Here is a 21,353-nt window from a genome sequence, read left to right on the forward strand (position 1 = left end):
GGAATAACAATGAACAGTGCCATTATTGCGGGTATCTTCTGGCATTTTGTCGGAGCTGCCAGCGCCGCGTGTTTCTACGCGCCTTTTAAACAGGTGAAAAGATGGTCATGGGAAACCATGTGGTCGATCGGTGGCCTGATGTCGTGGCTGATCCTGCCGTGGGCGGTAAGTGCCATTTTACTGCCAGATTTTATGGCCTATTACAGCAGCTTCTCGCTTTCGCAACTGACGCCGGTATTTCTGTTTGGCGCGATGTGGGGCATAGGCAATATCAACTACGGCCTGACCATGCGTTATCTCGGCATGTCGATGGGAATCGGTATCGCGATTGGCATTACCCTGGTGGTCGGCACGCTGATGACACCGCTTCTGCAGGGGCGCTTTGGTGAGCTCTTCGCGTCGGCGGGTGGCCGGTTAACCTTGCTGGGCGTACTGGTGGCACTGATTGGCGTCGGGATTGTGTCGCGTGCCGGGCTGTTAAAGGAGCGGGCGCTGGGGATTAACGCAGAAGAGTTTAATCTCAGAAAAGGACTGGTGCTGGCGGTGATGTGCGGCATCTTCTCGGCGGGTATGTCCTTTGCCATGGATGCGGCTAAACCCATGCATCAGGCCGCCGCTAATCTGGGCATCGATCCGCTGTATGTAGCTCTGCCCAGCTACGTAATCATTATGGGCGGCGGCGCTCTGGTTAATCTGGCCTTCTGTTTCTGGCGGCTGGCCACCCGGCCAGAGCTGTCGGTGCGTAAAGACTTCTCGGTCGGGAAGTCGCTGCTGATTACCAATACCGCTTTTGCGGTGCTCGGCGGCACCATGTGGTATCTGCAGTTCTTCTTCTATGCCTGGGGCCATGCCAGAATCCCGGCGCAGTATGACTATGTCAGCTGGATGCTGCACATGAGTCTATACGTCCTGTGTGGTGGTCTGGTGGGGCTGCTGATGAAGGAGTGGAAGTCTGCGGGGCGCCGACCGGTCAGCGTGTTATCAATCGGCTGTGTGGTGATTATCATTGCCGCCAATATTGTGGGACTTGGCATGGCGGCCTGATCGCGAATAGTGACTCTGTCTTTATGCAGGCGGGGCCTGCCAGACTGATGGCTCACTCCGTCGGGGTTTTACTTACAACAACACATTAGTTTAATTCGCAGGCACTGTTTCCCGGCAATGTGGAACAGCTTTTCTCTGTTACCTCAACGGGCCTGCTATGCAGGCCCGTTTTATTAAGACTCGGCACTTTTCAGTGCCTGGCGTGGCGCGATAAATTGCTGTCGCCAGGCGCTGGGAGGTAAACCGGTGTCACGGGTGAAAACCACCGAAAAATAGTTACTGTCATCAAAGCCGCAGCGGGCGGCAACCTCACTAATCAGACAATCCTGGGTGCGCAGCAGATATTTTGCCTGACAGAGCTGTAGCTGACGCAGGTAATGACCGATGGTCATCCCGGTCTGCTGACGGAAAAGCTGCCTCAGCGCCCGTTCGCTGAGCTGGTTCTGCTGACAAAACTCCGCGAGATCAAAGGGGCGGGCAATCGCACCCTGTAACGCTGACATCAGCAGATCGAGCTGTTCCCCCTCCGGCAACGCCCAGGGGCGGTCGGCCGCGTAGCCGTGGCGGCGCAGAATCAGCGCCAGCTGTAAAAACAGCGCCTCCGAGAGCTGAACTGAAAGGGGGTCGCTTTTGCGGCTTTCACGCTCTAGCTGGCTGATCACTCCCCGGGCCAGCGCCATCCCTCGCGTGGTCAGCCGCCAGCCGCCTGGCGCATCCGGTCCCTGTTGCGGCAGCAGCTGATTCCAGTCAAGGGCAAGACCAAAGCGATCCCGACAGTAGAGGATGTTATCCAGCACCAGATCGTTAACGCTGTCGTAGCTGTGGCAGTCACTGTCGCGGATATAAAAAACGTCGCCACAGGTAATCAGCCAGGGCCGATCGTTGAGGACGTGCAGGCCATTGCCGCGCCAGACAATCACGATTTCACTGAACTCGTGGCGATGCGGCGGGAAAGAGGGTTGTGGCATCCTTTCGGCGACCGCCACCGGTAGAGTAGTGGCGGGAAAATAGTCATCCCGACTGAGTATCAATGCCATGATTGGCTCCTTTACATCATCTGCTGGCGCTCCGCTCGCGGTGCGCAGCCAAATTCGCGCCTGAACAGGGTTGAGAAATGGTTGCTGTCCCCAAATCCACACTGGAAGGCGATATCGGTAATTCGCATATCACTGTGACGCAGAAGATGACGGGCCTGCAACAGCCGCACACGGTTCAGGTAGCGCTGCGGCGTGCTGCCGGTTTGCTGCTTCATTTGCCGATGCAGGGTACGCAGCGACAGGGAGAAGCGATCCGCCAGTTCATCCCAGATAATCTCATCACTGTAATGCTCACCCAGCCAGTCGAGCAGACGATGCAGCCGCGCCTCCTGATCCTGACTCTGTCCATCAATGCACGCCTCACGCAACAGCACCAGCAACTGTAAAAAGAGCTGTTCCTGACGCGCCTGTTTTTCCATCGACCAGGTATCATCCGGCTGCATCTGCGCCGCCACACTCAGCGCCTGCGTCATCACCTTTTGATTGATGCGCCAGTGGGAAGCATATTGCCCGTCCTGATCGCAGGGCAGTAAAGCCTGTAACCCGGAGAGAAAGCGAAACGCGCCGGGGCTGCGATAAAGCACGTTGGTCAGGCAAAGGTTGTCGGTCTGCTCATAAAGATGACGATCGTGATCGCGCACAAAGCAGACGCAACCGGCGCACAGCGTTTGTGGCTGACCATTAAACACATGAATGCCAGAGCCTTGCTCAACCAGCACAATTTCATGGAAATCATGATGATGTTCCGGGAAGGCGGCCTGGGGTATGCGGGGTTCAATCGCAATGGCGTAATCGCCTTCGGGGAAAAAATCCGCACTGTGCAATATGGTCATGGTCATCTCTCGCTGCTTAACAAAACCGTAACGCAGTCTAATCAGCACGCTCTAACCTTACCTTGAATTTTCAGCCTGACTCAGCAGGAATCATGCTGATTTTTCAAGAAATCCTCAGCAGTTAACAGATTTGCGGCAGGGGTCACATCCTCCTGCCTTTCGCCTCTGTGATCTCTCTCACGAAGTTCTTTGCAAGTCTGCCAGGGCTTATCAGCCGCTGGCACTCCGGGGAAGGTCTTTAACCGGCCAGGTTTTTACTCTGTGACCACTCAATCACAGGGAAAAGTCGCCATGACCAGGAGAAACATTGTTGCTATTGATCTCGGGGCATCCAGCGGGCGCGTCATGCTCGCAAGCTGGGATGCTGCGCAGCGCCAGCTCGCGCTTCGTGAGGTCCGGCGCTTTAAAAATAAGCGCCAGCGTCGTGCCGGTTATGACTGCTGGGATCTGACGATGCTTGAGCAGGAGATACGCGCCGGGCTGGCTCAGTTAGATGAAGAGAAGATTGTGCCAGACAGTATCGGTATCGACACCTGGGGCGTTGATATGGTGCTGCTGGATGCAGAGGGCGAGCCGGTGGGTGAGGCGGTCAGCTACCGCGATGCGCGCACCCACGGCCTGATGGAGCAGGCGCAGCACGAACTGAGCCGCAGTGCCATCTACGCCCGAACCGGCATTCAGTTTCTGCCATTCAATACGCTCTATCAGATGCGCGCCCTGCATCAGCAGCAGCCCGACTGGCAGGCCCGCGTGGCGCATGCGCTGATGATGCCGGACTATCTGCATTATCGCCTGACCGGTAATCTCAACTGGGAATACACCAACGCCACCACTACGCAAATGCTCAATATTCACAGCGGCGAATGGGATCGTGATCTGCTCGCCTGGGCGGGCGTTGCTCCTGAATGGTTCGGCCAGCCGCAGGCACCGGGCAACACCGTCGGCCACTGGGTCAATAGCGCAGGTGTCCCGGTCCCGGTTATTGCTGTCGCCACCCACGACACCGCCAGCGCGGTTCTGGCAACGCCGCTAATGCAGGACGATGCCGCCTATCTCAGTTCCGGAACCTGGTCGCTGATGGGCTTTGAAAGTTTGCAGCCTTATGCCTGCGATGGCGCGTTACGCGCCAATATCACCAATGAGGGCGGCGCAGAAGGCTACCGCGTACTGAAAAATATCATGGGCTTATGGCTGTTGCAGCGCATCTGCGGCGAACTTCAGATTGACGATCTCAGCGCACTGATTGATCAGACGGCACGGCAGCCCGCCTGTGTTTCACTGATTAGTCCCAACGATGCGCGCTTCATCAATCCCGACAGCATGGTTAACGAGATTCAGAACGCCTGCGCAGAGCAGGGAATGCCGGTGCCACAATCTGCCGCCGCGCTGGCCCGCTGCATATTTGACAGCCTGGCACTGCTCTATCGCGAGGTGATCCAGGAGCTGGCAGAGCTGCGAGGCAAACCTTTCAGCCAGCTTCACGTGGTAGGGGGCGGCAGTCAGAACCGTTTTCTTAACCAGCTCTGTGCCGATGCCTGCCAGATTCCGGTGCTGGCAGGTCCGGTTGAAGCCTCCACGCTGGGTAACGTTGGTTGCCAGCTGATTGCACTTGGTGAACTGATCGATGTGGCTGATTTCCGCTGCAGCGTCATCAACAACTTCCCACTGGAAAAATTCGAACCGCAAACTCACAGCGTCTTCAGTGCCAGTCAGGCACGCTTCGCGACGCTGAGTCAACCCGCTAAGGAACCCGCTTATGACTAAGCAGATTGAACAGGCTTTTGAACTGGCTAAACAACGCTACGCTGACAATGGAGTTGATGTTGAACAGGCCATTCGCCAGCTGGACAGCATTCCTGTCTCGATGCACTGCTGGCAGGGGGACGATGTCCGGGGCTTTGAGAACCCACAGGGCGCATTGACTGGCGGCATCCAGGCGACCGGCAACTATCCGGGGCGGGCACGCAATGCCAGTGAATTGCGCAGCGATATCGACAAGGCGATGTCTCTGATCCCAGGCGCAAAACGTCTGAACCTGCACGCTATCTATCTGGAAAGTGACAAGCCAGTAGATCGGGATGCGATTGAACCTGCCCATTTCGCCAACTGGGTCGCCTGGGCGAAAGAGCACAACTTAGGGCTGGATTTTAACCCCAGCTGCTTCTCGCATCCGATGAGTGCCGAAGGTTTTACGCTGTCACACAGTGATAAAACCGTGCGTCAGTTCTGGATCGATCACTGCAAATCGAGTCGCCGCATCTCCGCTTCGTTTGGTGAGCAGCTTGGCACGCCGTCAGTGATGAATATCTGGGTGCCGGACGGCATGAAAGATATTACCGTGGATCGACTGGCGCCGCGTCAGCGTCTGATGAGCGCACTGGATGAGGTCATCTCAGAAAAACTGAATCCGCAGCACCATATCGACGCGGTTGAGAGCAAGCTGTTTGGCATTGGCGCAGAGAGCTACACCGTGGGCTCCAATGAGTTTTATCTTGGTTACGCCGCCAGCCGCCAGACGGCACTATGCCTGGATGCGGGACATTTTCATCCCACCGAAGTGATCTCCGACAAAATTTCTGCCGCGATGCTCTATGTGCCGCGTCTGCTGCTGCACGTCAGCCGCCCGGTGCGCTGGGACAGCGACCATGTGGTGCTGCTGGATGATGAAACTCAGGCGATCGCCAGCGAGATCGTCCGCCATCAACTGTTCGACAAAGTGCATATCGGACTCGATTTCTTCGACGCCTCTATCAACCGGATTGCCGCCTGGGTTATCGGCACCCGTAACACCAAAAAAGCGCTGCTGCGTGCCCTGCTGGAGCCAACCGATCGTCTGCGCCAGGCCGAGAACGAGGGTGATTACACCGCGCGGCTGACGCTGCTGGAAGAGCAAAAATCATTGCCGTGGCAGGCGGTATGGGAAGCCTGGTGCCTGCGCCATGACGTCCCGGCTGATGCCAGCTGGTTAGGCGACGTCCGCCATTATGAACAACAGATTTTGAGCCAACGTTAAGGATTTCACTATGCAAAGCATTCTTTCTTCCGGGTTTGTTAAGGGAATGGTCAAAGCAACCAGCGATATGTGGCTGAAGGGCTGGGACGAACGTAACGGCGGCAACGTCAGCCTGCGTCTGCGGGAAGAGGAGGTTAAACCTTTTGCCGCTGATTTCTGCCTGCAACCGCGCTGTATTGAGCTGACACAACCCGCGCCGGCGCTGGCGAACGACTGGTTTCTGGTGACCGGGTCAGGAAAATTCATGCGTAATGTCCAGCTTGATCCGGCGGATTGTCTGGCACTGCTGCAGGTCGATGACAAAGGGCTCTCTTATAAAATTCACTGGGGTCTGTCGAATGGCGGTTTGCCGACCTCCGAGCTGGCGTCACACTTTCAGTCTCACGCGGTGCGTAAAGCGGTCAGTAATGGTGCAGACCGGGTAATCATGCACTGTCACGCTACCAACTTTATGGCCTTAAGCTATGTGGTTGAGATGGATTCCGCCCGCTTTACCCGCCTGCTGTGGGAAGGGAGTACCGAATGTCTGGTGGTGTTCCCGGACGGTGTGGGTGTTTTACCCTGGATGGTACCCGGCACCGATGAAATCGGCACCGCGACCGCCGGACAGATGCAGTCACATACCCTGGTGATGTGGCCATTCCACGGTGTCTTTGGCACGGGCCCGACACTCGATGAGACTTTTGGTCTGATTGATACGGCGGAGAAATCGTCAGAAGTGATCGTCAAAGTGCTGTCGATGGGCGGTATGCGTCAGAGTATCACCACAGAACAGCTGGTTGCATTGGGTGAGCGCTTTGGTGTGAAGCCGTGGCAACCGGCGCTGGATGCAGGGCCTGCTAATGCTGCGTAAAGCCTTTGTGATGCAGGTGAATCCTTATTGCCATGCAGAGTATGAGCGTCGGCACTCACCGATCTGGCCTGAACTGGCCGAAACCCTGAAAGCGCACGGCGCGCATAACTATGCCATCTGGCTGGACGCCGAGCGGCATCTGCTGTTCGCCAGTGTTGAGATTGAATCTGAGGAGCGCTGGAACGCGGTGGCAGAAACGGAGGTCTGTCAGCGCTGGTGGGCATCAATGAAAGATCTGATGCCGTCGAATGCAGATAACAGCCCGATCAGTGAGCCGTTAAAACCGGTTTTCTTTCTGGAATAAAATCGGGAATAAAAGATGAAAAGGGCGGCATCGCCGCCCTGATATTTTCAACGCTTAGCCTGACACAGGCCGGTGAGTGTCGGCCACATCGCCATCAGCGTATCAATAATGCTCTCCAGATCGTCACGCTCAACGCCTTCACGCGCCCGCACCGACATGCCCTGCAGCATACAACTCAGATAACGTGACAGCGCGGGAATGTTTACTGACGCACTCAGTTCACCACGCTGCTGACGCGCCAGCAGAAAATCTTTTAACACATGCTCCTGCGACTGATGCTGCTGTTGCAGCATGGTGGCAATCTCTGCTGAAGCCGCCGACAGGGCGGTTGAGGTGCAGATAAAGAAACAGCCGCCGGGAGAGTCGCGTTCGGTAAAACAGGCCGCGGTGGCGCGGAAATAGGCTTCAATAGCCCGATCCACCGGTAACTGGTCATCGCCCAATGCCGCTTCACGCCATGCACTGAACTTCTCCACGTAGCGCTCCATCGCCGCGCGAAACAGTCCCTCTTTATTAACAAACTCGGCGTAGAGGGTTGGCGCTTTCGCGCCGGTTGCGGCCACCAGATCGGCCAGAGAAGTTCCCTCGTAACCGTGCGTCCAGAACAGGGTCAGAGCTTTATCGAGCGCTGCTTCGCGATCGAACACTTTTGGTCGGCCGCGGCATTTCTTTACATCGCAATCCTGAACCTGACTCATACACCCTCACTGACAGTAAAACACCCTATTAAATTACCGATCATTATAAAAATGTGCAAGGCCTGGCGTGGATGCCGCCGACAGGGGTTGCCATTTTGTGCGCCAGCGCATTATTACAGCCCCTTAGGTTAAGTCAGAAAAGAGGCTGAAGCCCATAATCACGCCACTTCGCGAATAAAATAACGCTCATTAAATAAATGTTGACGACAAACCGTATCGGGGTCTATCATTTGTTTAACGGTCATTAATTAAATAGTGACAACCCATTCAGACCAACCGAATTTCAATATTGAATAGAGAGATTATTATGAAAAACATCAAAATCACCCTGGCAGCACTGGCTCTGACTACTCTGACTTTTGGCGCATCTGCCGCTGACCTGGTGACCAGCGAACCTGTTAATCAGCAGCCAGTTGGCACCATTTCTGTACTGGGCGGCACCAATCTGTCTTCTGTTGAAGCGCAGTTGAGTGCTAAAGCGGATGAAGCGGGTGCGAAATCGTTCCGCATCACCTCAACCAGCGGCCAGAACAAACTGCACGGCACGGCTGTGATTTATCAGTAATTTTGATTTCAACAGAATAAGTGAGAAGGGGTTCGTTATGAAAAATATCAATATGATGGTCGTGGCGGCGGTGCTAAGCGGTCTGTCATTTGCCAGCGTAGCGGCCCAGCAGGTCAGCAGGACACCGCTGGATCAGCAAAAAATCGGTGTCATCAGCGCAACGGGCAGTACTAATCTGCTTTCGCTGGAGCAGCAACTGTCAGAAAAGGCCAGCGATGCAGGAGCAAAGTCTTTCCGCATCACTTCGACCTCTGGCAGCAACAACCTGCATGGCACAGCCGTTCTTTATAGATAAAGTGAGCGGTAAATAACCCTGAACAGGCTTCAGATAACCCGCTTATCTGAAGCCTTTTTTTATTATCCGTTACTGCGTAACTGTGGATAACGACGGAAGATATAAACACACCAGAGTAACGCCACCAGGCCAATCATCCCGCCGACATTGCCGACTTCCGCCATGCTCAGATGCAGGCTGACCTGATTACCCAGCAGCGCACCCGCGCCGATACCGATATTGTAGATACCGGACATCAGCGACATCGCCACATCCGTGGCATCCGGTGCCAGCGACAACACCCGCACCTGCATACCCAGTCCGATCATCATCATCGCCATTCCCCAGACAACGCACAGCGTTGAAATAGCCGCAGGGCGAACGGCAGCAAAAATCAGCAGGCCCATGCACAGGGTGATCAGCGCGATGGCCGCAATCAGCAGTCCGGAGGGAAACTTATTACCGAGTGTGCTGAACAGTACGCTACCCACAATGCCCGCAGAGCCAAACAGCAGCAGTAGCAGGGTGGTGAAGTTGCCACTGGAATGGGCCACGGTCTGCATAAAGGGCTCGATATAGCTGTAAGCGGTGTAATGCGCGGTAACGACCAGCGTCACCAGCAGATACATGCTGACCAGCGCCGGACGGCGAAACAGCATCGGCACACTGCTCAGCGAGCCGGTATGTTCACTCGGCAGACGCGGCAGGATGCGCACCAGCATAATCATCAGCACCAGTGCCGAAAGGCCAATCGCGCCGAAGGTCGTACGCCAGCCAAGATACTGACCCACCACGCGGCCAATCGGCACGCCCAGCACCATCGCCAGCGCGGTACCGGTTGCCAGCATACTTAGCGCCTGAGTTTTCTTACCGGCCGGAGCGACGCGAATCGCCAGCGAGGCGGTGATCGACCAGAACACCGCGTGAGACAGGGCGATACCCACGCGTGACACCATCAGCGACCGGAAATCCCAGGCAACGGTAGAAAGAACGTGGCTGACGATAAAGATCAGGAACAGCACACCCAGCAGCAGTCGTCGCTCAATATTGCGGGTCAGCAGCATCAGCGGCAGTGAGAGCAGTGCAACCACCCAGGCATAGATGGTCAGCATGATCCCGACGTCAGCCGTCTGCATTGAAAAGTCAGCAGCGATGTCAGATAACAGGCCAACCGGCACAAATTCGGTGGTATTAAATACAAAGGCGGCGATGGCCAGCAATACCACGCGTAGCCAGGCAGTTTTACGTGAAACAGTAGTTGGTTGCATGAGGAGTCAAGTCAGTCAGTACAGCGAATCGGATGTGGCAGAAACATCCAGCGAAAGTGACCTGCGTCACAAATTACTGACCATTGTAGTGAATAAAGCGGGAAGAGAAACCTTATAAACGCCTTTTAATGCTGAAATTTTTTTATCGCCCCATCACAGGGCGATAGCCTGAGGTTATTGACCGCGACGCCGGGCGGGCATCATTCGCAGCAGAGTATTGTCTTTAAGCAGATAGTGATGGAACAGTGCGGCAGCAGCATGCAGTCCGATCAGCCAGTAACCCAGCGGTGCCAGGGTTTCATGCCAGCCAATCAGCATATCCGCCATATCAAAGTCAGGTTCAGGCGCGACCGGCATGCTGATGCCAAACAGCCACCATTCCCGACCTTTAAGATAACGCGATGTCAGGCCGAGGATCGGCAGAGTGATAAACAGGGCATAGAGCAGGGTATGAGTCAGATGTGCCAGCCCGATTTGCCAGCGCGGCGGAGCGGGAGTAATGGGCGGTGTGCGATGCCGGGTGCGTAAAAAGAGGCGGGCAAGCATCAGTACCAGGATGGTCGCGCCGGCGCTGAAATGGGTAATGATCATGGCATAACCCTGCCAGGATCCGCGCTGTGCATAACCGCGCAGTTCAATGGTGGCGTAGGCGGTCACCACCAGTAAAAAGGTGAGCCAGTGAAGGGCTATCTGAGCGCGCGCAAACTTATCCCGCATTGTGCATTCCATTAAAGAGAATCAGGAAGATTAACATAACGGAAAACAGCGGTAATTCTTAACAAATTAGCGCAGCGGGAAAAATTTTTTCCCCCTTACCAGGTGGATCAGATTAACGCGAAGCCGGGGTGTGCTTCAGGGCCACGCTGAGCTGGGTGGCCTGCTGGTCAACATTTTTGAGAGGACAACAATTTTCACAGCCGATTGCGCCAGAATAATATTTTTTAGCCTGCAGGATGGCGGCATTCACATGGTAAAAACTGCCCAGAAACATACGGTTATCGATGTCGGGAAGATGGGGGCAGCCTGCGGCATGAACCACATGATTATTGTTATATCCTGATTGTTTATTGACGTAGTAGTAGAGAGCCACAGGCGTTCCTTGTTGCCGTGTTAAAAGGCAAAGCAGATGAATTATTACAATAAAAACGATTATAGCGGGAAACCTGCGTTTTGTTTGCTGTGGCTCTGAATAGCGCGTTTATTGTGATAAACCGCCAGGCCCGCAGGAGAAGCCAGGCCTGGCATGAGAAGACATTCTCAGAGTTTTTTACTGTGCAGACGCCAGGCAACCAGTAACGCCAGCATCAGCAGGACGCTGATAAACAACGTAATCCCGCTCCAGCCAAAGTTATGCCAGAACACGCCACCCAGCGTACCCGCGACGCTGGAACCCACGTAGTAGCTAAACAGATAGAGCGAAGAGGCCTGGCCTCTTGCCCTGCGCGCCCGGGGGCCAATCCAGCCGCTGGCAACCGCATGGGCGGCAAAAAAACCGGCGGTGAACAGCATCATCCCTGGCAGGATCAGCCAGAGGGAGTTGAAGGCGGTAATCAGCAAACCCAGCAGCATGATGGCGGTAGCACCCAGCATCACAGGACCCCGACCCAACCGGTTGGTCAGCGCGCCCGCCTTAGGCGAACTCCAGGAGCCGGTGAGGTAGACCACTGATAACAGCCCGACCACAGCCTGGCTGAGATGCCAGGGCGCATCCAGTAAACGGTAGCCAATATAGTTAAACAGGGTGACAAAGGCTCCCATCAGCAGGAATCCTTCGGCAAACAGCCAGGGCAGGCCCGGATCGCGCCAGTGCAGCCGGAAGTTAATCAGCAGATTACGCGGACGCAGCGTAATGGGCCGGAAATGGCGCGACGCAGGCAGAATCTTCCAGAACATCAGCGCCGAGGCCAGCGAAAAACAGCCGATTACCGCCACGGCGAGTCGCCATGAGAAGAGGTCAGTCAGCACGCCGCTCAGCAGTCGACCGCTCATCCCGCCTATCGAGTTACCGCTGATATATAACCCCATGGAAAAGGCGACGACCCGTGCATCCATCTCCTCGCTGAGGTAGGTCATGCCGACCGCCGCCACGCCACTCAGCGACAACCCCATCAGCGCCCGCATAATCAGAATGCCGTGCCAGCTGGTCATGGTGGCCGAGACCAGCGTGCAGATGGCGGCCAGCATCAGGGCTGTGACCATCACCGATTTACGACCGATAGCATCAGAGAGCGGCCCGGTGACCAGCAGGCCCAGCGCCATCAGGCCGGTCGAGATGGAGAGTGACAGGCTGCTGGTTGCCGGAGAGATACCAAACTGCTGTGACAGCACCGGCAGAATCGGCTGCACACAGTAGAGCAGGGCAAAGGTCGCCAGCCCGGCGGAGAAAAGCGCCAGCGTCACGCGCATAAACTGTGGCGAATCCCGGCGGATATGACCTGAAGCGGCAACTGACTCTGGCGGCGCAGAGACCGCATTCTCATCCACTGTGACAGCATGTGTTGAGCGACTCACACATCTTCCTCAAATTTAGAAAACCTGTCGTCAGCTTAGGAAAGCGGCATTATGATGTCTAATATATTAATAATCTCAAATGAGACGTTTAAGATATGAATATCGAACTGCGTCATCTGCGCTACTTTGTTGCGGTGGCGGAAGAATTACATTTCGGGCGGGCGGCCCAGCGACTGAACATTTCTCAGCCGCCGCTCAGCCAGCAGATTATTCAGCTGGAAACAGAAACGGGCGCAAGGCTGTTCAATCGCACTAACCGCAGCGTGCAGCTTACCGCTGCCGGACAGCAACTGCTGAGTGACGCCCGCGCGATTCTGTTGCAGGTCGAGCAGGCGGCCGATCGCGCCGCCCGGCTGCATCGTGGTGAAGAGGGGGAGCTGCGGATTGGCTTTACCTCCTCGGCCCCGTTTACCGCCGTGGTCTCTGACGCGCTATTCCGGTTTCGTCAGCGCTGGCCGCAGGTACATATTCAGATGCAGGAGATTAATACCCGCCAGCAGCTCGCACCGCTTCATGATGGACGGCTCGATCTTGGCGTGATGCGCAACACGCCGCTGCCCGCCGATCTGCGTCATCAGCTGCTGCTGAGTGAGCCGCTTTATGCCGTGGTGCATAAGGCGCATCCGTTGGCTGACGCCGATAAAATCTCTGTCACTGCCCTGGCGGCGGAACCCTTTGTCTTCTTTGACCCTCAGTGCGGAACCGCGCTCTACAGCGATATTCTGGCGCTGCTGCACCGCTACCATATCAAGCCCTTTATTACTCAGGAAGTGGGTGAGGCGATGACCATCCTTGGGCTGGTGGCAACCGGGTTAGGCGTCTCCATTCTGCCTGCCTCATTTCGTCGGGCGCGGCTGGCCGATCTGGTCTGGTTGCCCTTAACGGAAGAGGATGCCATTTCAGAGCTGTGGCTGGTCTGGTCAGCCGGACGCGAAATAAATGCGCAGATGGAAAACATGATGGCGTTGCTGCGGCGAAACCGGCACTGATGCGCGGGCAACACCGCATCAATCTGTGCTATAAATCACATTTCTAATCAAATATTTGACGCTGTCGCCGGATCTGGCTCACCATGGCGCATGTTTATTTAGAAGCGCGAAAATAACCGGGAGCAGGGTTGTGAATCCGGACAGTCAACCTGGCCACATTGACCAGATCAAGCAGACTAATGCAGGTGTCGTATATCGATTAATTGACCGTTATGGTCCCATTTCGCGTATCGAACTTTCCCGCCGTGCCCAGCTTGCTCCGGCCAGCATTACCAAAATTGTGCGTGAAATGCTGGACGCACATTTAGTGCAGGAGACCGAGTTTCAGGATCCCGGCAGTCGTGGTCGTCCGGCGATAGGCCTGATACTGGATACCGACGCCTGGCACTATCTGGCTATTCGCCTGCATCGCGGCGCCATGACGTTTACGCTGCGCGATCTCAGCAGCAAGGAACTGGTGGAAGAGAGCCTGCCGCTGCCTGATGAGTCTGCTCAGCCGTTACTTACCGCGCTGATTGAACAGGTTGATGCCTTCTTTATTCGTCATCAGAAGAAACTGGAACGTCTTACGGCCATTGCCATTACATTGCCAGGGCTGATCAACGCCGCGTCAGGTGTGGTGCATCGGCTACCGGGTTATGAGGTGCGCGATATGCCGCTGGGCGATGCGCTGGCGGCGCGAACCGGCTTACCGGTGTTTGTGCAGCACGATATTTCAGCCTGGACGTTGGCGGAGTCGCTGTTTGGTGCCTCACGTGGGGCGCAGGATGTGATTCAGATTGTGATTGATGAAACCGTGGGAGCCGGGGTGATCAGTGGCGGTCAGCTGCTGCATAAAAGTGGCAGGGCGCTGGTCGAGATCGGGCATACTCAGATCGACCCGTATGGACAGCAGTGCTACTGCGGTAATCATGGCTGTCTGGAGACCGTGGCCAGCACCGGCAGTCTGCTGGCGCTGGCGGCGCAGCGTCTGCCGGCCCAGCCCGACAGCCTGCTCAATAATCAGCCGCTGACGCTGGAGTCGCTGTGCGCGGCGGCGCAGTCTGGCGACCGTCTGGCGCGCGACACCATCGCCAGCGTGGGTCATCATGTTGGCCGGATTCTGGCGATGATGGTCAACATCTTCAATCCTCAACATATTCTTATCGGTTCCCCCCTGAATGCCGCCGCGGATGTGCTGTTTCCGGCCGTGAGCAACACCATTCTGCAGCAATCACTCCCGGCCTACAGCGCGAGTATCCAGCTGGCACCTACCGAATTTAGCGAACCGGGAACGTTAGGCGGCGCAGCGTTGATCAAAGACGCGCTCTATAACGGACACCTGTTAGTGAAACTGTTGCAAGGTTAAGCGGGCCTAATCTTGCGCTAACGCAATCTGTTCTCATCCTCCATTCCTTAAAATGCCGGTTCGCAGCAAGGTTAATCACCGATTAACCACAACGGTTCGAGAGGAGAAGTTGAGTGAACAGACTATTTGTTACCGGCACTGACACCGCAGTGGGCAAAACGGTGGTGTCACGCGCCCTGTTACAAAGTTTTATCCAGGCCAGGCTCAGTGCCGTCGGGTACAAGCCCGTCGCGCGCTGCGCGGTCAAAACCGCTGACGGCCTGCGTAACAAAGATGCACAGGTTCTGCAAAGCGCTTCATCTATCGATTTACCCTATCAGGCGATCAATCCGCTGGCCTTTCAGGAAGAGGAGATCTGCACCCATCCGAGCCAGATCATTGATTATGCATTGCTGACACAGGGCTTAAGCAGCCTGACGCAGCAGGCCGATCGCGTGGTTGTTGAGGGCACCGGCGGCTGGCGCAGCCTGATGAACGACGGACGTCCGCTCTCCTGCTGGGTCGTTGAGCAGCAACTGCCGGTGGTGCTGGTGGTCGGTATCCAGTCGGGCTGTATCAGTCACGCCCTGTTAACCGCAGAAGCGATAGCGCAGGATGGACTGCCACTGGTGGGCTGGGTGGCCAATCGCATCAATCCGGGACTGGCGCAGTACAGCGACATTATTGAGATTCTGCGTGAAAAAATTACAGCGCCGCTGCTGGGCGAGCTGCCTTATCTGCCGCGTGCAGAACAGCGCGATCTGACGCCTTACATCGATATTTCTCTGCTGGAGCAGAACAATCTGCACGCTGTGAGTGCAAAGATCGCCTGATTATGAAACAAACTAAGTCATCTGAGTCGGCAATGAGCCTAAAGTTTCAGGCTTGTTGTCGGCTGTCTTTAACTATTTCCATTTAGAATTGAAAGACCTGGCTCGGATATCGCGAAATCGTGGCGTCATGGCGCAGAAAATGCATTAACTCCGCTTATCACACTGAGCTGGAGCCCCATCATGTCGCACTCGCACGAGAAAGGTTTGTTATATGGGCTTGAAGCCCGCATCGGCCCCGCCCCGGCGTTTTTCGCCGCACTGCAACATCTGCTGGCCAGCGTGGTGGGAATCATCACGCCGCCGCTGATTATTGGCTCCGTTCTGGGGTTGCAGGCCTATATTCCTTATCTGATCAGCATGTCATTGTTCGTTTCCGGCTTAGGCACGTTTATGCAGGCCAGACGCTTTTATGGCATCGGGGCGGGCATGATCTGTCTGCAGGGCACCAGCTTCGCGTTTCTCGGGGTGATCCTCTCGGGTGGTCTGATGGTGAAAGGGCGCGGTGGTTCGCCGGAAGAGATTATGGCGATGCTGTTTGGCTGTAACCTGGTGGCGGCGTTGATTCCGATTCTGATCAGCCGCTGCGTTGGCTCGCTGCGCAAAGTGCTGACGCCGGTGGTGACCGGCACGGTGATCACCCTGATTGGCATCAGCCTGATAAAAGTCAGCATTACCGACTGGGCGGGCGGGCACAACGCCACAGATTTTGGATCGCCGGGAAATCTGGCGCTGGGGGCGCTGACGTTGCTGGTGATCGTGGCGCTGAACCGCTCGCGAAATCGCTGGGCGCGGCTGGTGGCGGTGGTGGCCGGAATAGCGGTGGGATGCGTTGCCGCGGCCTTGACCGGTCATCTGCAACTTAATGTTGCGCCGGAGAGCAACTGGCTGGTGCTGCCCGCGTTCTTCCGGTTTGGTTTTGCCTTTGACTGGACCATTTTCCTGCCGATCGCGCTGGTGTCAGTGATCGCGGTAATTGAAGCCGTCGGTGACCTTACCGCTAACTGCCTGATTTCACAGCAGCCGATCACCGGCAAACCTTTTCAGCAGCGGTTGCAGGGTGGCATTGTCGCCGACGGCCTGAGCTGTGTGCTGGCAGCGGTCTTCTCCGCCTTTCCCAACACCACGTTTGCGCAGAACAATGGCGTTATCCAGATGACCGGCGTCGCCAGCCGTTACGTCGGTATGCTGCTGGGAATCATGCTGGCGCTGCTGGGGCTGTTTCCCTTTATTGGCTCCCTGTTGCAGCAGATCCCGCCGCCGGTGCTGGGCGGGGCGACAATCGTGATTTTTGGCAGCGTGGTTGCTGCGGGCATCCGTGTGATGACCCAGACGCCGCTGGGTCGCCGCGAGATGCTGATTGTGGCGATCGCTTTTGGTATTGGTCTGGGCGTGGAGGCGGTGCCGGATGTGCTGAAGCAGTTCCCGCCGCTGATTAACAGTCTGTTTGGTCATGCGGTGACGACCGGCGGTATTCTGGCGATTGTGCTGAACATGGTGCTGCCGGACGAGGCGCCTGTGGTGGAAGAGGTGGAGGCGGAAACGCTGACTGAAAGCTGAATAACGCATAAGGGCTGAAGTTGTTCTGACAGATGGCTCAGAAATTTAAAGCGATGGGAGCATACGCCTGTAGCAAAGCATCGCGGGCCAGGGACAAAAGCGGCTGGGCTGTATTGAACAATGCAAAGCGCAGGCCCGGCTACGGACGCACCACTGGGATAAGGCGCGTAATAGCACGCGCTGAGCCAGCGGCGATTGGCTGCTTATGCGTCTTTGCGGAGGGCGGGTGTTCCCTGAGCGACTGCTTTACTGACAGAGTACAGGTCCGATGCGATTGTTTGAGAATGTGGACCAACTTTGGCCAGAATGGCTTTAAGATCGAGCCTGCTCAGGGAACCGGGTCAGATCGTAAAGACGCAAAAGCCGTCGTCCCTGACTGCTCGGCCCGCGCCGTCCTGGCGCGGGACGCTTTCCTCCTCTGACTCGGTTCCCTGCGCGTTAAGCTTGTTTATTGCTGCCAGAATGCTCAGGTTTTAAGGGTTTCAGCGGTTTTGAAGTGACATTTCAGCCCTTTTATCTGACTAACTATGGATTCAGACGACGACGGGTACGACCAGAACTGAGGTAATCCGCAATATAATCCTGCGAAATCTCACCGCTGTAGCGACCCTCTTCATCGACAATCGGCATCCAGACCGTGTTGTGCTCATAGAGTTTTGACAGCACCACGCGCAGGTTCTCTTCCGCTTTACCGGTGACCTTAAAGGTGTGCAGTCGCTCTTCACAGCGGCCACTGACGTTACGCGCCTCGCGACGCTTCACGAAGCCCAGCGGTTTGCCATCCTCATCGACCACGGTAATCGACCGCATATCGTTCTCATCCATGGTGCCAAAGGCTTCTTCCAGCGGAGTAGAGCGGCGGACGGTGATGGTCGGCTGCTGGTCGGTCACGTCGCCCGCCTGCACCAGTAACAGGCGCTTAAGCGTACGGTCCTGACCCACAAACGAGCCGACGAACTCATTGGCAGGGGTCGCCAGCAGTTCATCCGGGCTGGCGCACTGCACGATTTTACCCTGACCAAATACCGCAATGCGATCGCCGAGCTTCAGTGCCTCGTCAATATCGTGGCTCACCAGCATTACGGTTTTTTTCAGCTGACGCTGCATGTCGAGAAACTCATTCTGGATCACTTCGCGGTTAATCGGGTCAACGGCGCCAAACGGCTCATCCATCAGAAGCACCGGTGGATCCGCCGCCAGGGCACGAATCACCCCGATACGCTGCTGCTGACCGCCGGACATCTCTCGCGGATAGCGATGCAGGAATTTGGTGGGATCCAGCGCTACCATGCTCATCAGCTCGGTAGCCCGCTCGTGGCACTGCTTTTTGTTCCAGCCCAGCATGCGTGGCACCACGGTAATGTTCTCCTCGATGGTCATGTTGGGAAACAGACCAATCTGCTGGATAACATAGCCAATGTTGCGGCGCAGGGTGGTGGTGTCCTGTGTACTGGTATCTTCGCCATTAATCAGGATCCGGCCACTGGTGGCGGGAATCAGGCGGTTAATCATCTTCAGCGTAGTGGTTTTCCCGCAGCCCGAGGGTCCCAGCAGCACGCACATCTCACCGGCTGGCACGTGCAGGCTGACGTTATCGACGGCTTTATTGGTCGTGCCGTTTTTCTGTGTAAAGGTTTTCGTCAGGTTTTCCAGCGTAATCATTATCGAATCCCCTTTGGAGTCAGCGCCTGCTGCAAACGGTGCAGCAGCCAGTCAAGAAAAATAGCCAGCAGACAGATCATCAATGCCCCGGCAATTAACATACGAATATCACTGCCGCTGATACCATCCAGCAGCAGCTGGCCCAGACCGCCCGCGCCAATCACGGCGGCAATCGCCATGACGCCAACGTTCATTACCACGGCGGTACGGATGCCACCGAAGATCACCGGCAGCGCCATCGGGATTTCAACCCAGCGCAGGCGCTGCCAGAACGTCATGCCGATACCACGCCCCGCCTCACGCAGACCGTCCGGCAGATTTTCCAGCGCGGTGTGGGTGTTGCGAACAATCGGCAGCAACGAGTAGAGGAACACGGCGGTAATCGCCGGCAGCGCGCCAATGCCCTGACCGATGAGTGAAAACAGCGGGATCATCAGACCAAACAGCGCAATGGTGGGAATAGTCAGCACTACGGTGGCGATACCGAGAATCGGCGTTGCCAGCCATCTTACACGCACGATCAGAATGCCAAGCGGCACGCCAATCACAATTGCCAGTCCGACCGCGACCAGCACCAGCCAGCTGTGCTGCCAGCTCAGGGTGAGCAGGGTGCTCCAGTTATCCATGATGTAGTGAAGGGTATCCACAGTGCCTCCTTACAGCATGTTTTTGGATTTAAGGAAATCACGCGCCACGGTTTCCGGTGACTGATGATCGATATCGACCCGCTTGTTCAGCTCCGTTATCGCCTCATCGGTGATCTGCGCAGAAAGCTGATTAAGCGCGGTATCCAGCCCCGGATGACTCGCCAGCACATCCTGACGCACAACCGGCGTCACGTTGTAGCTCGGGAAGAAGTGCTTATCATCCTCCAGTACTTTCATGTTGAAGCCCTTAACCCGGCCATCGGTGGTGTAGATCAGACCGGCATCCACGAATCCGTCGCGAATCGCGTTATAGACCAGACCGGGGTCCATCTGGCGGATCTGCGGGCGATCCAGCGTCAGGTTGTAGGTTTTCTGCAGCGGCTTCATGCCGTCTGAACGACCCGAGAACTCCAGGTCCAGACCCAGTCGCCAGTTATGATCCGGGTCGGTTTTACGCACCTGCTCAATCTTCGCAACCAGCTGCGACATGGTGCTGATGCCCTCTTTTTCGGCCCGTTCACGGGTCATGGCAAAGGCATAGGTGTTGTTCATTGGTGCCGGGTTAAGCCAGACCAGCCCCAGTCTGGCATCCAGCTTTTTCACCGTCTCATACGCCTGCTGTGAAGACATCGGCTGGTTGATATGGTTAAAGATGATCAGCGAGGTGCCGGTATATTCCCAGACCATATCAATCTGCTTATTCAGCAGCGCATTACGGCCAATGGTGGTGGCGATATTGCGTTTAGTCACCACCTCGAAGCCTTTCTTCTGCAGCCAGAGCACCGTCATTGCTGACAGGATATGCTGCTCTGTGAAACTTTTGGTCGCCATCACCAGCGGTGCAGCAGCCTGTGCCGTCTGGCTTAACAGCAGTGTCGCGGTCAGCGCGACAACGCTTTTCTTAATCCAACGCGTTAGCATTGCAAAGCTCCTTGTGGTCAGGCCGCAGCGTGCGGACTCAGAAAGCGGCCCAGCGCGGCCAGCATCATATCCAGTACCAGTGCCACCAGTGCAGTGGCGACGGCGCCGAGTATCAGCGTCGGAAAGTCATTCAGATAGATGCCCGGGAAGATCAGCTCGCCAAAGCTGCTGGCGCCAATCAGGAACGCCAGTGGGGCGGTGCCGACATTGATGGCGGTGGCGATGCGCACGCCAGAGAGGATGACCGGCAAGGCATTCGGCAGCTCTACCTGACGCAGACGCTGCCATTTGGTCATGCCGATGCCGTTGGCCGCCTCAATCAGCGACGGGGGAACTGCGCTCAGACCAGAGAAGGTGTTGCGGACGATAGGCAGCAGCGAAGCCAGAAACAGCGCAATCAGCGCCGGACGGTCGCCAATCCCGATAATAACCATCGCCAGAGCCAGTACCGCCAGTGGTGGCAGGGTGTTACCGACATTGAAAATCTGCATCACGTACTCTGCCCAGCGACGTGCAAACGGGCGACTTAGCAGGATGCCGCTGGGGATACCGACCAGCAAAGCGAACAGCATTGACCAGAAGACCAAGAAGAGGTGTTGTTGCCCGAGATAAAGCAGATCGACTTTACGTGCGACCAGCTGATCCCAGCCAAGGCCCCAGATCAGCACCGCGATCACCGCGACCACTGCAAGCAGTGCCAGACCGGCGCGTCGGGCCAGTGAAGCATTTTGCATAGGAGAATCTCCCTGATTACGATCTCAATTGTTATAACAACCATAAACAGCCCGACAGGTACGGCAAAAAATGCCGCCGCGCCCAATACCGAAACTGCGATAAAATGTAGATAAAATGACTGTTTACCCACTCTTTTTCAGTGAATACTGAATAAGATGGTGTAATGCTATAGCAGCCCTTTATTGCACAAGCCAGCTTTTAAGCCACAAATCAGAGAGATAGAAACAGGTTAAAATGGTGTTAAAGCCGCGTAGCCGCTGGGCTAATGCGACAATAAAAAAT

General features: G+C 56.0%; 22 protein-coding genes. 11 read left to right on the forward strand and 11 right to left on the reverse strand.

Features of this window, described 5'->3' with window-relative positions:
* Positions 1-9: 9 nt before the first annotated feature.
* Positions 10-1,044, forward strand: a complete 1,035-nt coding sequence (rhaT, locus tag NR201_RS00705; RefSeq protein WP_010670192.1) for an L-rhamnose/proton symporter RhaT — start codon at positions 10-12, stop codon at positions 1,042-1,044.
* A 173-nt stretch (positions 1,045-1,217) separates the two neighbouring features.
* Here rhaT and rhaR read toward each other — a convergent pair whose 3' ends face one another.
* Both rhaR and rhaS read right to left on the reverse strand, forming a co-directional pair.
* The gene (gene rhaR / locus NR201_RS00710) at positions 1,218-2,081 is read right to left on the reverse strand and encodes an HTH-type transcriptional activator RhaR (protein WP_010244749.1); all 864 of its coding nucleotides are present in this window, start codon (positions 2,079-2,081) and stop codon (positions 1,218-1,220) included.
* 11 nt (positions 2,082-2,092) lie between these two features.
* Positions 2,093-2,914 (reverse strand): HTH-type transcriptional activator RhaS, encoded by an 822-nt coding sequence (gene rhaS, locus NR201_RS00715; protein ID WP_029519076.1) that lies wholly within the window; start codon positions 2,912-2,914, stop codon positions 2,093-2,095.
* A 291-nt stretch (positions 2,915-3,205) separates the two neighbouring features.
* Here rhaS and rhaB point away from each other — a divergent pair, with 291 nt between their 5' ends.
* From rhaB to rhaM, 4 genes are read left to right on the forward strand one after another with little or no spacing between them, the layout of a single operon-like run.
* Entirely contained in the window at positions 3,206-4,678 is a 1,473-nt protein-coding gene (gene rhaB, locus NR201_RS00720; RefSeq protein WP_010244754.1) for a rhamnulokinase, read from the forward strand.
* Complete coding sequence (locus tag NR201_RS00725) at positions 4,671-5,927, forward strand: L-rhamnose isomerase (protein WP_256849246.1); 1,257 nt, start codon at positions 4,671-4,673, stop codon at positions 5,925-5,927. The genes rhaB and NR201_RS00725 overlap by 8 nt, the downstream gene beginning before the upstream one ends.
* A gap of 10 nt (positions 5,928-5,937) precedes the next feature.
* A complete protein-coding gene (rhaD, locus tag NR201_RS00730; RefSeq protein ID WP_191913889.1) occupies positions 5,938-6,780 on the forward strand; it encodes a rhamnulose-1-phosphate aldolase in 843 nt (280 codons plus the stop codon).
* Entirely contained in the window at positions 6,770-7,084 is a 315-nt protein-coding gene (gene rhaM / locus NR201_RS00735; protein WP_010670186.1) for an L-rhamnose mutarotase, read from the forward strand. Before rhaD ends, rhaM begins: the two co-directional genes overlap by 11 nt.
* Before the next feature lie 47 nt (positions 7,085-7,131).
* Here rhaM and NR201_RS00740 read toward each other — a convergent pair whose 3' ends face one another.
* Positions 7,132-7,782 carry a TetR/AcrR family transcriptional regulator gene (locus NR201_RS00740; protein WP_010244765.1) on the reverse strand — a complete coding sequence of 217 codons (651 nt, stop codon included), beginning with the start codon at positions 7,780-7,782 and terminating at the stop codon, positions 7,132-7,134.
* A gap of 307 nt (positions 7,783-8,089) precedes the next feature.
* On the opposite strand from NR201_RS00740, the gene NR201_RS00745 reads away from it, so the two are divergent.
* Together NR201_RS00745 and NR201_RS00750 are read left to right on the forward strand one after the other, a co-directional pair.
* The gene (locus NR201_RS00745; RefSeq protein ID WP_010244768.1) at positions 8,090-8,347 is read left to right on the forward strand and encodes a DUF1471 domain-containing protein; all 258 of its coding nucleotides are present in this window, start codon (positions 8,090-8,092) and stop codon (positions 8,345-8,347) included.
* A 37-nt stretch (positions 8,348-8,384) separates the two neighbouring features.
* Positions 8,385-8,642 (forward strand): YdgH/BhsA/McbA-like domain containing protein, encoded by a 258-nt coding sequence (locus NR201_RS00750; protein WP_256849247.1) that lies wholly within the window; start codon positions 8,385-8,387, stop codon positions 8,640-8,642.
* A gap of 62 nt (positions 8,643-8,704) precedes the next feature.
* On the opposite strand, the gene NR201_RS00755 is transcribed toward NR201_RS00750, so the two are convergent.
* From NR201_RS00755 to NR201_RS00770, 4 genes are all read right to left on the reverse strand, one after another.
* Positions 8,705-9,889, reverse strand: coding sequence for a sugar transporter (locus tag NR201_RS00755; RefSeq protein WP_010244774.1), 1,185 nt, complete (start codon positions 9,887-9,889; stop codon positions 8,705-8,707).
* Positions 9,890-10,063: 174 nt separating this feature from the next.
* On the reverse strand, positions 10,064-10,606 hold the full coding sequence (gene cybB, locus NR201_RS00760) for a cytochrome b561 (protein ID WP_256849248.1): 543 nt from the start codon (positions 10,604-10,606) through the stop codon (positions 10,064-10,066).
* Between the two features lie 112 nt (positions 10,607-10,718).
* Entirely contained in the window at positions 10,719-10,979 is a 261-nt protein-coding gene (locus NR201_RS00765) for a hypothetical protein (RefSeq protein ID WP_256849249.1), read from the reverse strand.
* A gap of 167 nt (positions 10,980-11,146) precedes the next feature.
* On the reverse strand, positions 11,147-12,400 hold the full coding sequence (locus NR201_RS00770; RefSeq protein ID WP_256849250.1) for an MFS transporter: 1,254 nt from the start codon (positions 12,398-12,400) through the stop codon (positions 11,147-11,149).
* A 95-nt stretch (positions 12,401-12,495) separates the two neighbouring features.
* On the opposite strand from NR201_RS00770, the gene NR201_RS00775 reads away from it, so the two are divergent.
* The 4 genes from NR201_RS00775 (at position 12,496) to NR201_RS00790 (ending at position 17,106) form a co-directional block, all read left to right on the forward strand.
* The gene (locus NR201_RS00775; protein ID WP_256849251.1) at positions 12,496-13,389 is read left to right on the forward strand and encodes a LysR family transcriptional regulator; all 894 of its coding nucleotides are present in this window, start codon (positions 12,496-12,498) and stop codon (positions 13,387-13,389) included.
* Positions 13,390-13,519: 130 nt separating this feature from the next.
* Complete coding sequence (locus NR201_RS00780; protein ID WP_010244790.1) at positions 13,520-14,737, forward strand: ROK family transcriptional regulator; 1,218 nt, start codon at positions 13,520-13,522, stop codon at positions 14,735-14,737.
* Between the two features lie 113 nt (positions 14,738-14,850).
* The gene (gene bioD / locus NR201_RS00785) at positions 14,851-15,549 is read left to right on the forward strand and encodes a dethiobiotin synthase (RefSeq protein WP_163851569.1); all 699 of its coding nucleotides are present in this window, start codon (positions 14,851-14,853) and stop codon (positions 15,547-15,549) included.
* A 180-nt stretch (positions 15,550-15,729) separates the two neighbouring features.
* Positions 15,730-17,106, forward strand: a complete 1,377-nt coding sequence (locus NR201_RS00790) for a nucleobase:cation symporter-2 family protein (protein WP_256849252.1) — start codon at positions 15,730-15,732, stop codon at positions 17,104-17,106.
* 525 nt (positions 17,107-17,631) lie between these two features.
* Here NR201_RS00790 and osmV read toward each other — a convergent pair.
* The 4 genes from osmV to NR201_RS00810 are packed head-to-tail and all read right to left on the reverse strand — an operon-like array spanning position 17,632 to position 21,070.
* On the reverse strand, positions 17,632-18,768 hold the full coding sequence (gene osmV / locus NR201_RS00795) for an osmoprotectant ABC transporter ATP-binding protein OsmV (protein ID WP_010244799.1): 1,137 nt from the start codon (positions 18,766-18,768) through the stop codon (positions 17,632-17,634).
* Positions 18,768-19,415: an osmoprotectant ABC transporter permease OsmW gene (gene osmW, locus NR201_RS00800; protein WP_010244802.1), complete on the reverse strand. Its 648-nt coding sequence runs from the start codon at positions 19,413-19,415 to the stop codon at positions 18,768-18,770. The genes osmV and osmW overlap by 1 nt, the downstream gene beginning before the upstream one ends.
* A 9-nt stretch (positions 19,416-19,424) precedes the next feature.
* Positions 19,425-20,336: a glycine betaine ABC transporter substrate-binding protein gene (locus tag NR201_RS00805; RefSeq protein WP_256849253.1), complete on the reverse strand. Its 912-nt coding sequence runs from the start codon at positions 20,334-20,336 to the stop codon at positions 19,425-19,427.
* 17 nt (positions 20,337-20,353) lie between these two features.
* Positions 20,354-21,070 (reverse strand): ABC transporter permease, encoded by a 717-nt coding sequence (locus NR201_RS00810; RefSeq protein WP_010244807.1) that lies wholly within the window; start codon positions 21,068-21,070, stop codon positions 20,354-20,356.
* Positions 21,071-21,353 lie beyond the last annotated feature (283 nt).

Origin of the sequence: Pantoea sp. Fr-CA_6 (genome assembly GCF_024520895.1) — a bacterium.
Taxonomy (GTDB): Bacteria; Pseudomonadota; Gammaproteobacteria; order Enterobacterales; family Enterobacteriaceae; genus Pantoea; species Pantoea agglomerans.